Consider the following 15,323-nt stretch of genomic DNA (forward strand, 5'->3'; position numbering starts at 1 on the left):
CACGCTATTCCGATGTTACGGTCGGCAGCTACAGACCGTCAACGACACGGAAAGTGGCCCAGAGGGGTCGAACGGCACGTGGATTACCACGAACTTTGTCGGAAGTGTCACAAGGCGCAGCAGTGGAGCATCTTCGCTGCCTGTGGCAATAGCAGCCATAAGAGGTAGGTGACCTCGAAGGGGGCCAAAATTCCATTAAAAACCGAGACACAAAGCAATATCCACAATCAACTTGCGACAAAAATCCACGCACATGACGCATCCTTTCGCGACATTGGCACGCGTACTGCCATAGGTTTAGTAGCGAACCTGAAACTGAACAGCGAGTCGGGCAGAGGGGAGAGGCTGGCCGACCAACTGTTGAGGAAAGAAGGTTCTCGCTTAATACAACCGCTCGGGTATCTGGTCGAGGGGAGAGGCGACCAGTACCCGGGCGGTTCGTGTTTTTCTCGCTTCAACCAATTCGGGGCGGCGGATGTCGAGCGGCATTGCACATCGCTGACAATCGCAAGATAGCCTTACAGATCACAACAGTCACGTCCGCACAGACAGGTATCAGCCACAGCCAGCACGTTTAAAACTACCGGATTCGGCATCGCCGGTGCCCCTGCTTCGCGCGTCGTCGCGTTTTCACTTCGGACTCTGTTTTGCTCCGTAGCATGACACCACGTTCCCTATCTGTGGAGTTCTCCTGATGCTCAAACTGCGTTTGCTCTTGCCCGCCTTGGTGCTCACGGCAGCGACGGCACTGGTCCCTTCGTCCTCGCGCGCTCAGCCGAAAGATGACACACTGAAGGCGACCGTCGAGAAGGCCGCCGCGTACCTCAAGAAGTCGCAGAACGAGAACGGGAGTTGGTCCGCCGAGCCGCAGAACCGCGGCGTCACCGGGATCGTGGTGACGGGGCTGATCCGCACCGGCACCGGGGCGGATGAGGAACCCGTCGCGAAGGGCATCAAGTTCATTGAGGGCCTCGTGAACGAGAAGGCCGGGCACATCGCCGGGAACGACTCGAAGGCCGGGCTCATCAACTACACCACCAGCATCAATATCCAGGCGCTCAGCGCCGCCAATAAGGCCGACAAGTACAAGGGCGTGATCGGCAACGCGGCCAAGTACCTCAAAGAGTACCAGTGGGACGAGAACCGCGGGAAGAAGGACGACAGCGACTACTACGGCGGCGCCGGGTACGCCGGCGACAAGTCCCGCCCCGACCTGTCCAACACCGCGTTCTTCCTCGAAGCCCTCAAGACCGCCGGCGTGCCGAAGGACGACCCCGCGTTTAAGAAGGCGCTGGTGTTTGTAAGCAAGTGCCAGAACCTGGAGAGCGAGTTCAACAAGGCGCCGTGGGCCGCGAAGGCCAACGACGGGAGTTTCATCTACACCGGCGCCAACGGCGGCGAGAACCGCCGCAGCGACGACACGAAGGGCGACACCGGCGGCTACGGCAGCATGACCTACGCGGGCGTAAAGAGCATGATCTACTGCGGGCTGTCGAAGGACGACAAACGGGTACAGAAAGCGCTGGAGTGGATCGGCAAGAACTACACCCTCGACAGCAACCCCGGCATGCCCGAGGAGAACAGCCAGCGCGGGCTGTACTATTACTACCACACCTTCGCCAAAACGATGGACGCGTTGGGGGTCGACGAGTTCACCGACACAAAGGGCGTAAAGCACGACTGGCGCGCCGACCTGCTCGCCGCCATCACGAAGCGCCAGGAGGTCGACGGCAGCTTCGTGAACAAGAACGATCGCTGGATGGAAGGCGACAAGAACCTCGTCACGGGCTACGCCCTGATGGCGCTGAGCTACTGCAAGAAGAAATAACCGCCCTGAAGGAGGTATGCCGATCATGCCCCCCGCACCGTGGCGACATTAGAACGGTTGGAAGCGGCCGACTGGTTCGCTGCGGTCGGGGTTCGTGACTCGGCCGTCGTCCTCTCGTCCTGGGAACGGAGGCGGGTGAGGGACAAATCCCCTCCCCCGCCCGCCACAGTATCGGCTGCGGCTACTGGCTTCGGCGCGTCAGATCTTCAGAACGCCGGTGCTGTCGCCGAACGCCTTGGCGGGCGCCCCCATCCGCTCGAACAGCGCCAAGTACAGGTTCGTTAGCGGGACATCGGAGCGTTTCGGGAACACGATGTGCCGCCCGCCGGTGATCGTACCGCCGCCCTTGCCCGCGAGCAGGATCGGCAGGTCGTCGTGGTTGTGCCGGTCCCCGTCGCCGATCCCGCTGCCGTACACCAGCATCACGTTGTCCAGCAGGCAACTGCCGTTCGGCTCCTTCACGGCCTTCATCTTGCCGACGAGGTACGCGAACTGCTGCATGTGGAACGCGTTGATCTTCGCGATCTTCTCCAGCTTCTTCGGGTCGCGGCCGTGGTGCGACAGGTCGTGGTGCCCTTCCGGCACGTCGATCATCTTGTACGGGCGGTTGCTCCCGTCGTTGGCGAACGGCAGCGTGGCCACCCGGGTGAGGTCCGTCTGGAAGGCCAGCACCATCAGGTCGGCCATCAGCCGCATGTGGTCCTGGACCTCCTTCGGGATGCCGGTCGGGGCCGCCATGTCCGGCTTCGCGACCGGCTTCTTGTTCGCCTCGCGCGCCTTCTGGATCTGGAGTTCGACCTCGCGGACGCTGCTGAGGTACTCGTCGAGTTTCTTCTGGTCGCCGGAGCCGAGCGTCGCGTTCAGCCCCTTGGCGTCTTCCATCACGAAGTCGAGGACGCTCTTGTTGTACAGCTCGCGCTTGGCCCGCGCCTCAGCAAGCTCCTTTGGGTCGTTGCCGCTGAACAGCCGCTCGAACACGGCCTTGGGGTCGCACTCCTTGGCGTTGGGCGTCGATTCGCCGCGCCACGACAGGTTCGAGGAGTACGCGCAGGAGTAACCGGAGTCGCAGTTGCCGGCCTGCTGGCCCCGCTCGATGCCCAGTTCCAGCGACGGGAACCGGGTCTGGTCGCCGATCACGCTCGCGACGTGCTGGTCGGCCGACATGCCGGCCCGGATGTCCGCGCCGTGGGTCTTGCGGGGCTGGCGGCCGGTGAGGAACGCGGACATCGCCCGCGCGTGATCCCCGGGGCCGTCGCCGTTGGCCCGGGCCTTGTCGAGCGCCAGGCCCGAGATCACGTTCACGTACTCTTTATGCGCGTTGAGCGGCTCTAGGATGCCGGTCAGTTCCGACAGCGCGCCGGTCGCGGACGGCGTCCACTGGGACATGTTCACGCCGTTGGGCACGTACACGAACGCGAGCCGCTTGGGAGCAGCCGCGGCCACCGAAGACGCCGGCGCGGCTGAAGCGAACGATTCGAGGAACGGCAGCGCAATGGCCGTTCCCAGGCCCTTGAGTGCGGTCCGGCGGGAAATGGACTTCGGCATTGGCAGCTCGCTGTGAGGCGCCCCCGCCCTTGCGGGCGAGGTGATCGGTTTCGGGTGTGATTCGATCGTCGGTCGGCAGGTCGATCTCGGTGGCAGGTCGGGTTAACAACACAGTTCGTCGGTCGGCACCAGGTTATTCGCTCCGTTTGCCCTTCCGTTTCTGGAATGGGTCGGACTTCACGACCGCTAGCACCATGGCGGAGAACTTGTCCCCGCTCTCCTTCGACGCCTTCGTGATCTCGTCCAGAGCGCACTTATCGTAATACTCTAACCCGCGGCCCAGGCCGAAGGTAAGCAATTTCTCCGCAAAGCACGTCCGGAACTGGTCCGCCTTGCCCAGCAACACCTTGCGCAGTTCGGCCGGGCCGTTGAACTTCAGCCCGCCGGGCAGTTCGCCGCTCGCGTCCACCGGCTTCTTGTTGTCCAGGGCGCGCCAGCCGCCGATGCCGTCGAAGTTTTCCAGCCCGAACCCGAGCGGGTCGAGTTTGGCGTGGCAGGTGGCGCAGCTCGGGTTCGCCCGGTGCTGCTCCATCTGCTCGCGGAGCGTCCCCTTGAGTTGACCGGTCGGCGGCAGCTCGGGCACGTCGGGGGCGGCCGGCGGGGGCGGCGTGCCGAGCACGTTTTCGAGAATCCACTTCCCGCGCTTCACCGGGCTGGTGCGGGTCGGGTTCGAGGTCACGGTGAGGGTGCTGGCCATCGTGATGATGCCGCCGCGGCGGACGTCCGGCAACGTCACCTTGCGGAACTCGGCCCCCTTCACGTCCTTGAGGCCGTAGTGCTCCGCGAGCCGCCCGTTCACGAACGTGTAGTCCGCGTCGAGGAAGTCGAGCACCGGCCGGTCGTTCCGCACCACGTACTCGAAGAACGCCTCGACCTCCCCCACCATCGCGTTCCGGAGCTGATCGTCCCAGCCCGGGAAGAAGCCCTTGTCCGGGGACAGCGTCTTCAGGTTCCGCAACTGGAGCCACTGCCCCGCGAAGTTCTCCGACAGCGCCTTCGCCTTCGGGTCCGTCAGCATCCGCTTGACCTGCGCCTCCAGGGTCGCGGGCTTCCGCAGCTCGCCCTTGGCCGCGAGCCGGAACAGCTCCTCGTCGGGCATGCTGGACCACAGGAAGTAGCTCAACCGGGTGGCGAACTCGAAGTCGTTGAGCGTGCGGACGTCGTTCGCGTTCTTGGGGTCGTCCTCAATGCGGTAGAGGAAGTGCGGGGACACCAGCACCGCCTTCATCGGGAGCTTGAGCGCGACGTGGAACGGCTCGCCCTGCTTGGTCGCGAGGTCGAACAGCTTCAGCAGCCGCGCCACCTCGTCGGGCTTCACCGGGCGGCGGTACGCGCGCCGTGTGAAGTTGGTCAGCACCGTCTCGGCCGCCGCACGCGCGTCAACGCCGGCGCCGGGGCGGGCGATCAGGAGCTGCCTCACGGACGCCGAATCGGGCGGGGGGACCGGGTTGAACGGCCCTTCGATCTCGATCAGCTCCAGTCCGAACTCGCGGACCTTCTTCTCGTTCTTGTCCTCGAACCCGTTGGTGAAGGCGACCGCGACGCGCTTCTCGCCGGCCCGGACCTTTACCGGCGCTTCGTAGGTCTTGGCCTTGCCCGGTTCGCCGTCCACCGTGAACGTCTTCACGTCCTCACCGCCCACCCGCACGGTCACCTTGGGGTGGGCGCCGCCGACGTTCGAGCCCCACCCGCGGAACCGGACCAGGTACTCGCCCTCGGCGGAGAAGTTGAACTTCTCCAGGAACCCCTGCCCCTCCGACTTGAAGACGATCTTCACGCCCGGGTCCTTGGACTTCGCGTCGCGCGGGGTGGCGAGGATGTTCTGCGGGCGGTACGTCTGCTTCGCGCTCTTCGGGGGCTCGGGGATGTTGAGCGCGGTGCCGAGGATCTTCTCGGCCGCCGCGAGGTACTTCTCCAGCAAAATGGGCTGGAACGAGAGCACGTCGCCGATGTTATCGAACCCGTACCCAACATCGTCGGACGGGAACTCCTCGGCCGGCTTGAAGTCCACGCCGCACAGGTCGCGGATCGTGTTGTTGTACTCGGCGCGGTTCAGCCGCCGGATGGTGACCCGGCCCGGGTCCTTGGGCACGTCCGGCGAGCAGTTGACCCGCGTGAGCGAGGACGCGATCCACTCGACGACGAACTCTTTCTCGTCTTTCGTCGGCTGGGGCTTCTTCGACGCCTTCGGCGGCATCTCGCCGGAGGAGATGGTGTGCTGGATCGCGCTCCAGTTCTTGCGGTCCTTGCGTGCGGCGGCCTCGGACACGTAGCCGTCGAGCGCCAGACCGCCCTTGGCCTTCTCGCCCTTGTGGCAGTCGACGCAATACTTCTGGAGGAACGGGAGAACTTTGTCCTTGAACGCGGGGTCTTCGGGCTGGGCCGGCGGCGCGGCGCGGACGAACGCTTCGGCCCCGGCGAAACCATCAAGGTTGACCGGTTCGCGCACCGGGAGGGCGTCGCGGGCGGTAGCGCTCGCCTGTTCGCCGCGCGCGAGGAGCAACCCGGCGGCGAGACTGCCCGCGGTCGCGGTACCGAGCAGCGCGAGAAGAACGGGGCGCAGCACCATCGAGGTCTCCCGGTCAGAAAGGCGTTCAGGCGGTGTGCGAGCGAATATTCGAGAGCAGTACCGGCCGGCGGGTTCTTTGAATCGGATTCTAGCGAAGCCGGTTCAAAAACTCAACGAGAAGGTCCGCCGTTCGCATCGGCTCGATTCGCCGGCCCGCGTAATTTCGAGGCCCATCACCAGTGCACATCTCGCGACCGCAACCGCGTGTCGCAAATTCGGCCACTTCGGGTTCACTGACTAGGACTTACGCAGTTGCGCTGGCGCAGGATTTGCGCATGGTGTGTTGTTGGTCTATGATCGGGCCATGAACGCACCACGTGCGAGCGCCGAGGACTACATCCAATTCCTGATCGCCACCCCCAAGGTGGCGTCGGCCGCGGAAGCCGCGCGAGCCCAACCGGACCATCCGACGGCGCCCGCGCATGATGCGTTCACCCGACTGCTGCACCGGCTGGAACCGGACCCAGCGGCGTTGTGGGACGAAGCCCGGTCGTCGGTCCGCCCGGGCGGTGCCGTGGTGCTCGACGACTCGGTGCTGGACAAGCCGTTCGCCCGGCACATGGGGCTGGTGCGCCGGTGCTGGTCCGGGCGGCACCGCCGGGTGGTGAGCGGGATCGGGCTGGTGACCCTGCTGTGGACCGACGGGGCCGCCCTGGTACCGTGTGATTACCGGCTCGCCGACCCGGCCCGAGCCGAGACCAAGAACGACCACTTCCGAGCCATGCTGGCGGTCGCCAAGGGACGGGACCTGTCGCCCCGGGTGGTACTGTTCGACACCTGGTACTCGGGCAAGGACAACCGGAAGGCGGTGCGGGCCCTGGGGTGGCACTTCCTGACCCGGGTGCGGAGCAACCGGCGGGTGAACCCGGATCGCACGGGCAATCGGGCCATCGAGGGGTGCCCGATCGGGGCCGCCGGTACGGTGGTGCACCTGGAGGGGTTCGGATTGGTGAAGGCGTTCCGGATCGCCACCGGTGATGGGGGCACGGAGCATTGGATCACCAACGACCTCGACATGGACGAGGCCACTCGTGCGGTTCTGGCCGGGCACGCGTGGGGCATCGAGGAGTATCACCGGGGCCTCAAGCAGCATTGCCACGTGGACCGGTGCCAGGTGCGCATGAGCCGGGCCCAAGCGGTCCACATCGGGCTCGCGATCCGCGCGTTCCTGCGGCTCGAGTGGCACCGGCTCAAGTCCGGCGTCAGTTGGTTCGCGGCCAAGACGGCCATCGTGCGCGAAGCGGTGCGAACCTACCTCGCCGCACCTACATACCTACTTACCCAAAAGTCAACTACGTAAGTCCTAACTGACAACTTGTGGCACCCACACTTTGTTATCCGCCGCTGAAGGCCACCCGAGGCGGTTGGTGCGTTGCGGATACCAGGCGGAAGCGGGAAAGATCCCTCCACACCTACCGAACTGCAGTCGTCACATCGGCATTTCCCACCTCTTTTTCCCCTCGTACCACGCTCAACCGAGCAACCGGCACCGGGTTTCGACCCGCACGGCGAACTCACACGCGCAAAACAACCGATCGCAAAACCCTACACAGTTGAAACTTACATCACATCAACCGACCGCGTCCGATTCCGGCGTCCGGCTCCGATCGGGCACCTTAGCCGAGTTCCAGGCGAGGATTCGTGGGTAGCGACTGCACCGCGAACCGTCAGCAAATTACCAGTCGGGCGGTAGCGAATGTCCAGTCCGTGCCCCGTCGGGTACTGGCAGTGCGTCGCTGTACCCCCGGTTACAGCGACGTGCTCTCGTTCCGGGGTTCGTATGGTTCTGGCCGTTGAGTGTGGCCTGCTCGCTCCGCGAGTGGTGCTGCGCACCTGATACCGAACGCGGTTGGTTTGTATCCACTCCGTGTTCTGTAGCCGGCCTCTCTTCAACCGAACCGCGAATCAAATCCGCTGTGCCCACCATGATCGTTCGGTAGCGCACACGCGCAGGCCGCACTCCAGACAGAACCACACACGAGCCCCGTAGCGAGAGCGGGTAAACGGCTGATGTCAGCGACGGGTCGGAGCGGTGCGCAGGCGACATTGCGTGCTGCAAACCAACGCGGGCAACAGTGTTGGGAACGAGTGAACGAAAGTGACGCGATCAAAAACAAACGGCCCGGGGATTTCCCCGGGCCGTTTAGCGATTCAGTGCGGGAGACAGGACTTGAACCTGCACAGGATTGCTCCCGCCAGCCCCTCAAGCTGGTGCGTCTGCCATTCCGCCACTCCCGCGGGGAACTGCTCTTGAGGAATTATTGCGGGTTAGGGACCGTTTTCAAGAGGGCGGTGTGAATCTCTTCATTCGGCCAGAAATGCCCGCACCGCGGCGGCCGTGGCCCCGGGGTGCGTGTACTGTGGGTAGTGGCCGCAATCTTGAAACTCCACCCGGCGCACGTCCCGCAATCCGCGTGCAAGAACCGCCTCGCAGCCCCACGGTACGATCCGGTCCCGGTCACCGCCGATCAGGAGCACGGGGGCGGCGATTGTAGGCAGCAGCGGGCGCAGGTCGAGCGAATCGAGTGCCACCGCCCGCCGGGCCGCGGCGCGGATCGGGGTCCGGCCGTTGCAGTCCAGGAACAGCGCGCGTGCCAGCGGCGAACACCCGCCCCAGGTCGCGGGGCAGGCGCGCCGCATCGCGAACTCGCGGAACGGGAGTTCGCACAGCCGCCCGTCCCAGTAGCGGCCCTGACGCGCCCCGAACCGCTCGTACCACCGCAGCGGGCGAAACGCGAACCCGCCCTTCAGCACACACTTCGTGAACCGCTCGGGGCGCTCGGCCAGCGCGCGCAACGCGACCGTCGTGCCGAACGACGACCCGAGCAGCGCCACGCGCCCCAACTTCAGGTGATCGAGCAGAGCGTAAAGGTCGGAGGTGAGGTCGCGGTGCCGGTACGCGCCGAGCCGCGCGCCGTCGTCGAGGCCGTTGGGCAGCTCGTAAGCCACGCAGGTGAAGTGCGGGGCGAGTTGGTGCATCACCATCGCGAACCCGCGCACCGCGTCCGACAGCCCGTGCAGGATCACGAGCGGCGGGCCGCTCCCCCAGACGGTCAACCGCAGGAGGTAACGGCCCGTGTCGAGCACCGCGTGGGCGCCCTCGTGCGCCAGCGCCCCCACCGCGTCGCGGCACCCGGCGTCGGTCACGTCGGGGCGGGCCGTCACTTCACCGGTTCGATCTTCCACAACTGCTTCTTCGCCTTCGCGTCGGCTTTCTTCTGAATGATGCGACCCTCGTCGTCCACGTCCAGCACCAGCTCGCTCAATTTGCTCGTGATGCGGCGCTCCGCGTCCTTCTCCTCCCACGTCCAGCGCTGGTTGTCGGCGTCCTCGTCCTTCGCGTCCCAGACGATGATCTGCACGCCCTCGTCCTTCGACGCCTCGAACACGTCGAGCGCCTTGCCGCTCTTCACGTTCACCAGCGAGAAGGACTTCCCGTCCTTCTTGATCTCCCACTGCTGGGCCTTGTTGGCCGGATCGGTCTTGGCGAGCGCGGCGCGGGCGCCGGCCTCGTCGGAGTCGTCGACGACCGCGAGCACCTTGCCCGTTTCGACGTTCACGATCCGGACCTTTTCATCCGCGGCCAGGGCGGGAACCGCGAGCAGACCGCAGGCCGTGAGGGCACAGAGCGAACGCAACATGTGAGTTCTCCTTGTCAGCGTGTCCGAAGTGCGAGAGCGAACGCGCCGGGCCGAAAGTAAGACGTGCAGCGTCGACCCGGGCGGTGGTGATTGTAGGACATCCGCGGAAGAGCGGTCAACGCGCCGGGAAGCGGCCCGGGCGAGTTTCACCGAAACGTCACTGAATTAAGAGTGTGAAGAGGGTTGGCCACAAAAAAGCACAAAGGGCACCAAGACACAAGCAGAACGAGAGCAGAAGAGAAATGGCCGCAAAAAAGCACAAAGGGCACAAAAGGAAACCGAAGACGAAGAGCTGTTCTGAAGGCGTGTGACTTCGCGTCCGTGCCCGAGGTACACTTCCCCGAGGAGATCAACTACGCCACCGTGCACAAGGAACGGGCGAGCGGGGCGTGGTAAGGATCGAGGAGCGGATCGCGCGGGGCACGACGAAGGGCGTGGCCCAGACGAACGGCACCGGGGCGCGCCCGTTGGCGCGGCTGAGGTGCCGACGAGCGGGCGTGCGCCAAGCCGCCCCGACGGGTGGCCGAGACGATGCCCCGCTCGCGCCGAGCTGGCGCGGATCGCGCGCGCCGTCACCCGGCGGCCCGCGACCGACGCGAGAATGAGCGAGCCGTCGATCTGCGCGCGAGCGCGCGTCGGCCTCACTCCCCGTCGAGCAGGTCCGTCCACCGCGGCACGAGAATCGTGAGGTCGGTGGTGTCGAACGCCCCGAGCAGTCGGTCCGTGCGGAGCGACAGTCGGTGCCGCAGCGGAACGCTCGGGAGCGCCGCGGGGACCACCTGCACCCCGCTCCCGGCCGACACCGCGATCGCGTGCTCGCCGGCCCGGACGACGACCACGCGGCGGGTCGCCGCGGCGCCCGGCAGGCCCACCCACCGGGCCGCGTCCGCCAGGGCCAGCGGCCGGCCGCGCACCGCGATGAGCTCGCGGACGTGCTCGTCCGCGGCGGCGACCGGGCTGCCGACGGGCACATCGCACACCTCATCCACCGCCCCCACGGGCAGGCCCAGCGCCACCGCCCGCCCGTTCGGGCCGGGCACCTCCGTGCGGGCGAACGTGAGGAGCCGGTCGACCCCGCCCGTACCGCCGGACCGGCGCACCTCGGGTCGCGGGGCCGGCCGTGCCGGGGGGGGCGGCCCCGGCTCGTGGGCGGGGTCGAGCGCGTCCACGTTCAGAAGGCCCACCGGCCCGTGCCCCGACAGCACGACCCCGTGCAGCAGCCGCGCCGCGGCGGCGCCCAGGCCGGGCGGGGGCGGGACCACCTCCCCGGCCGACACGCGGGCCACCGGCGCGACCCGGTCCACCAACAGCCCGAACCGCCCGCGCGGCGTCGCGACCAGGATCACCTGGCCGCCCGCCCGGGGGACGGTCGGCCCGCCGGAGAACCACCACGCCAGGGGGAACACCGGCACCCCGGCGCCGCGGACGACGAGCCGGCCCGGCTCGGTCTCGGTCGGGGCGGCGGCCAGTTGCTCACCCCGCTCGACCCCGACCACCTGGGCCAGGTCGATCCCGACGGACGCGTCACCGACCGCGCACCGGAGCCAGTTCACCGTGTGGCGCGCCTGCACTGCGACCATTCTAACTTCTCCCCGCCAGCCGGGCCGCGATCCCGGCCGGCGTGTCACACTCGTCCACGGCCCCGAGCTGAACGGCCCGGAGCGGCATCCCGTACACGGCCGACGAGTCCTCGTCCTGGGCGAACGTGCGCCCGCCGCCGGCGCGGATGGCGGCCAGCCCCCGCGCCCCGTCCTCGCCCATGCCGGTCAGCAGCACGCCGGTGGCGCGGCCCCGGAACGCCCGGGCCGCGGACTCCATCGCCACGTCGATGGACGGCCGGTGCCCGCTCACCGCCGGGCCGCCGTTCAACCGCACGCGGCCGTCGGCGCCCAGCACCGCGTGGCGGTCCCCCGGGGCCACCAGCACCGTGCCGGGCTCGAGCGCCTCGCCGTCCCCCGCCTCGCGGACGGGGAGCCCGGTCTGCCGGGCCAGCAGCTCGGCCAGCGACCGCGTGAACCGGGCCGGCAGGTGCTGCACCAGCAGCACGCCGAAGGGGGGCGGGGCGGGGAGCCCGGCGAGCAGCTCGCGCACCGCCGGCGGCCCGCCGGTGGACGCCCCGATGACCAGCACCGCCGGGGCGGCCCGGTCCAGGGCGGCCCGGTCCGGGGCGGGGCGGGACCGGGGGGCCGCCGGCACACCGGGCGCCCCGCCCACGGCGGGGCGAGGCGGCAGGGACCGCACCGTTTTGACCCCCGCCGCGGTCCGCACCTTGGCGACCAGCGCCCGGGCGAACTCGGCCGGGTCCGTGTCGTGCCCCGGCGCGTACTTGGTGAGCACGTCCACCGCCCCCAGCGCCAGCCCCTCCACCGTCTGCCCCGCCGCCCCGCGGCTCAGCCCGGAGAGGAGAAGCACCGGGGTCGGGCGGGTGGCCATGAGCCGCTCCAGGGCCGCCAGCCCGCCCATCCCGGGCATGTCCAGGTCGAGCGTCACCACGTGCGGGAGCAGGCCGGTGAGCCGCGCGAGGGCGGCCTCGCCGGAGTGCGCGAGCCCGGCCACCTCGATCCCCGGGGCGGCCGCGAGGTACGCGGCCAGCGCCCGGCACACGGTGGGCGAGTCGTCCACGATCAGGACGCGGATGGGCGGTGCCATGGGTGACTCACGGGCGGGCGCCGGGCGCGGCCGCGGAGCGGGACACCTGGCGCAGGATGTCGAGCAGGTTCTGGTCCTGGTACGGCTTGACCACGTACGCCGAGGCCCCGAGCGCCAGGGCCTTCCGCCGGTGCTTGTCCGCCGCCCGCGAGGTGAGCACGGCCACCGGCAGGCGCGCCAGGTGCGCGTCCGCCCGGACGGCGGCGAGCAGCTCGTACCCGTCCATCCGCGGCATCTCGACGTCCGTGAGAACCACGTCCGGCAGCGCCCCGCCGCGCTGGAGCAGCTCGAGCGCCTCGAGCCCGTCCTTGGCGACCGCCACCTGCCACCCGGCCCCGCCCAGCAGGCCCGACACCACCCGGCGGACGCTGGGGGAGTCGTCCACGACGAGCACCGTGAGGCCCGCCTTGCCGGGGGCCGCGGCCGGGGCCGGCCCGCCGGCCCCGCGGGCGGCCGGGGCCGCGCCCCCGCGGACCAGGTCGGCCGGGCTGAGGATGAGCACCACGCTCCCGTCCCCGAGCAGCGTCGCCCCGGACACCCCGGGCAGCCGCCGGAGCTGCTGGCCGAGCGACTTCACCACCACCTCCCGGCCGCCGACGAGCTGGTCCACCGCCAGGGCGGCGCGCCGGCCGGCCACGTTCAGCACGACCACCGGGGACCGGGGCGCCGCCTCCTCGTCCGCCCCGCGCAGCCCGAGCGCGCGCGCCAGCGGGACCAGCGGGACCACCGCGGCCCCCAGCCGCAGCACCGGCGCCCGGCCCACCCGGTCCACGTCCTCGTCCCGGGCCCGCATGATGTGCTCGACCGCCTCCAGCGGGAGGGCGTACGTCTGGCCGGCCGCCCGGACCAGCAACCCCCGGATCACCGCCAGGGTCATCGGGATGCGGATGGTGAACGTGGTGCCCCGGCCGAACGCGGAGGCCACCGCGACCGTCCCCTTCAGCGCCTCCACCTTGGTCTTCACCACGTCCAGCCCGACGCCGCGCCCGGACAGCTCGGACACCTCCTCGCGGGTGCTGAACCCGGGCCGGAACAGGTACTCGGGGAGCTGCTCCTCGGTCAGCGCGGCGGCCTCCTCGGCGGTGACCAGCTCGCGCCGCACCAGCGCCTCGCGCACCCGCTCGAAGTCGATCCCGCGGCCGTCGTCGGCGACCGTGAGGGCCACGTTGTTGCCCTCGTGCGCGGCCCGCAGGGTGATCCGCCCGGCGGCCGGCTTGCCCAGCGCCAGCCGCACCTCGGCGGGCTCCAGCCCGTGGTCCACCGCGTTGCGGAGCAGGTGCATCAGCGGGTCGGCCAGCGCCTCCAGCACCGTCTTGTCCAGCCCCGTCCGCTCCCCCTCCAGCACCAGCTCGGCCGGCTTGTTGGCGGTGCGGGCGGCGGTGCGGACGGCGCGGTGCAGCTTGGCCGCGGCGGTGGCCAGGGGCACCATCCGGAGCCGCATCAGCTTGTCCTCGGTCTCGCTCGTCAGCCGCGCCTGGCGGGTGAGCTGGCCGTCGAACTCGGACAGCAGGTGCCCGAATTCGCCGAACACGGTCTGCACGTCGGTGCTGGTTTCGGCCAGCTCGCGGGTGAGCAGGTGGAACTCGGTGTACCGGTCGAGCTCCAGCGCGTCGAACCCGTCGCCGTCGCCGTACCCGTCGCCGTACCCGCCGCCCCCGCCCGCGCGGCTGCCGGCCAGCGCGCTGGCCTCGTACCCGATGCTGAGCCGGTCGGTGACGCGCCCCAGCCGGGCGGTGGCGGGCCGGGCCTCGCCCAGCAGGCGGGCGAACTCGGTCACCCGCTGCTCGAGGGCCGTGCGGGTGATCACCAGCTCGCCGATCAGCTTGGCCAGCTCGTCGAGCCGCCGGATCGGGACCCGGACGTACGCCTCGGCGGCCTCGCGCGCCTCCTGGGCCGCGACCGCCGGCTCCGGCTCCGGCTCCGGCTCGGCGGCCTCCGCGTCGGCGGCGGGCGCCGGCGCGGCCGGCGGGGGCGCGGCGGCGCCCAGGGCCGCCGTCAGCCGGGCGTGAAGGTCGGCGAACCCGCTCGGGGCGCCCGCCCCTTCGACCGACTCGGCGATCAGGTCCGCGCCGGCGATCAGCAGCTCGACCTCCCCGGCGGTGGCGACCCGCGCGCCTTCGTAGTACAGGTCGAGCAGGTCCTCCATGCGGTGCGCGAGCTGGGTCACCTGGTGCAGCCCGACCAGCCCGGCGGTGCCCTTGAGGCTGTGGGCGGCCCGGCGGATCGCCTGCCACCGCTCGCCGTCGGCCGGGTCCTCGCGCGCCTCGGGGAGCAGCGTCACCAGCGTCCGGATGTGGTCCTCGGACTCGGCCCGGAACACCGCCATCAGCTCGGGCGTGATGCCGGCGCGGCCGGCGCCGCGCGGCTCGGGGGCGGGGGCCGGCTTGACGACCGGGGCCGCCGCACCGAAGTCCGGCGGGGCCAGGTCCGCGCCGGGCCCCAAGGCCGCGAAGTCCGGCGGGGCCAGATCGGCGCCCGCGGGCGGTGCCCCGAAGTCCGGCACGTCCGGAGCCGGCCCGGGTGCGGTCTCAAAGTCCGGCGGGTCAAGGGCGCCCTCCGCCCACGGGGGGGCGGCGCCCGGTCCGGCCGGCGCGCCCTCCGGGGGGACGGCCGGGCGGTCCGGGCCGCGGCCCTCGTCCCCGGTGCGGCCGTCCGCGGCCGGCGCGGCGGGCGGCGGGGCCGGCGGGCCGGACCGGGTCCGCGACCGCAACTGCTGCGCGTGGCCCAGCGCGGCCGCGGCCAGTTCCGGCTGCCGGTCCGCCCCGCCCCGCGCCCCGGCGAGGTACGCTTCGATGTGGGCGATGCTGCCCTCGATCCCGTCCAGCAGCTCCGGCGTGGCCTCGTCCGGCTCGTGCATCAGCAGCTCGACCACCTCCTCCAGCGCGAAGGCGAAGTGGCTCAGCTCGGCCAGGCCCACCATCGACGACGCGCCCTTGATGATGTGGACGCACCGGTACGCCTCGTGCAGCACCTCCGGGTCGCCCGGGCCGGCGCGCAGCGTCGCCACGCCGGCCCGGATGGCCGGCAGGTAGCCGGCCGCCTCGGCGACAAACCCCAGGATCAGCTCGCGGTTCAGTTGCGACATCGCCCG

General features: G+C 69.6%; 9 protein-coding genes and 1 tRNA gene. 2 read left to right on the top strand and 8 right to left on the bottom strand.

From position 1 onward, the window contains the following. Nucleotides 1-694 precede the first annotated feature (694 nt). Nucleotides 695-1,828, top strand: a complete 1,134-nt coding sequence (locus tag GobsT_RS32680; RefSeq protein WP_010042515.1) for a prenyltransferase/squalene oxidase repeat-containing protein — start codon at nt 695-697, stop codon at nt 1,826-1,828. Nucleotides 1,829-2,026: 198 nt separating this feature from the next. Here GobsT_RS32680 and GobsT_RS32685 read toward each other — a convergent pair whose 3' ends face one another. Both GobsT_RS32685 and GobsT_RS32690 read right to left on the bottom strand, forming a co-directional pair. Then, complete coding sequence (locus GobsT_RS32685; RefSeq protein ID WP_010042513.1) at nt 2,027-3,373, bottom strand: DUF1552 domain-containing protein; 1,347 nt, start codon at nt 3,371-3,373, stop codon at nt 2,027-2,029. Nucleotides 3,374-3,506: 133 nt separating this feature from the next. Further along, nucleotides 3,507-5,942 (bottom strand): DUF1592 domain-containing protein, encoded by a 2,436-nt coding sequence (locus tag GobsT_RS32690; protein ID WP_010042511.1) that lies wholly within the window; start codon nt 5,940-5,942, stop codon nt 3,507-3,509. Between the two features lie 304 nt (nt 5,943-6,246). Here GobsT_RS32690 and GobsT_RS32695 point away from each other — a divergent pair, with 304 nt between their 5' ends. After that, nucleotides 6,247-7,242 (top strand): IS701 family transposase, encoded by a 996-nt coding sequence (locus GobsT_RS32695; protein ID WP_010036248.1) that lies wholly within the window; start codon nt 6,247-6,249, stop codon nt 7,240-7,242. Between the two features lie 855 nt (nt 7,243-8,097). Here the strand turns inward: GobsT_RS32695 and GobsT_RS32700 are convergent. From GobsT_RS32700 to GobsT_RS32725, 6 genes are all read right to left on the bottom strand, one after another. Next, a tRNA-Leu gene (locus GobsT_RS32700) sits at nt 8,098-8,180 on the bottom strand. A gap of 66 nt (nt 8,181-8,246) precedes the next feature. Beyond that, entirely contained in the window at nt 8,247-9,128 is an 882-nt protein-coding gene (locus tag GobsT_RS32705) for an alpha/beta fold hydrolase (protein ID WP_157506791.1), read from the bottom strand. After that, on the bottom strand, nt 9,104-9,583 hold the full coding sequence (locus GobsT_RS32710; RefSeq protein ID WP_010042506.1) for an RICIN domain-containing protein: 480 nt from the start codon (nt 9,581-9,583) through the stop codon (nt 9,104-9,106). Before GobsT_RS32710 ends, GobsT_RS32705 begins: the two co-directional genes overlap by 25 nt. A 641-nt stretch (nt 9,584-10,224) precedes the next feature. Continuing rightward, nucleotides 10,225-11,163, bottom strand: coding sequence for a chemotaxis protein CheW (locus GobsT_RS32715; RefSeq protein WP_010042502.1), 939 nt, complete (start codon nt 11,161-11,163; stop codon nt 10,225-10,227). 1 nt (nt 11,164) lies between these two features. Continuing rightward, nucleotides 11,165-12,232: a chemotaxis-specific protein-glutamate methyltransferase CheB gene (cheB, locus tag GobsT_RS32720; RefSeq protein WP_010042500.1), complete on the bottom strand. Its 1,068-nt coding sequence runs from the start codon at nt 12,230-12,232 to the stop codon at nt 11,165-11,167. Nucleotides 12,233-12,239: 7 nt separating this feature from the next. Continuing rightward, nucleotides 12,240-15,317 (bottom strand): hybrid sensor histidine kinase/response regulator, encoded by a 3,078-nt coding sequence (locus GobsT_RS32725; RefSeq protein WP_109570723.1) that lies wholly within the window; start codon nt 15,315-15,317, stop codon nt 12,240-12,242. Between the last annotated feature and the right edge of the window lie 6 nt (nt 15,318-15,323).

The organism is Gemmata obscuriglobus (assembly GCF_008065095.1).
GTDB classification, from domain to species: Bacteria; Planctomycetota; Planctomycetia; order Gemmatales; family Gemmataceae; genus Gemmata; species Gemmata obscuriglobus.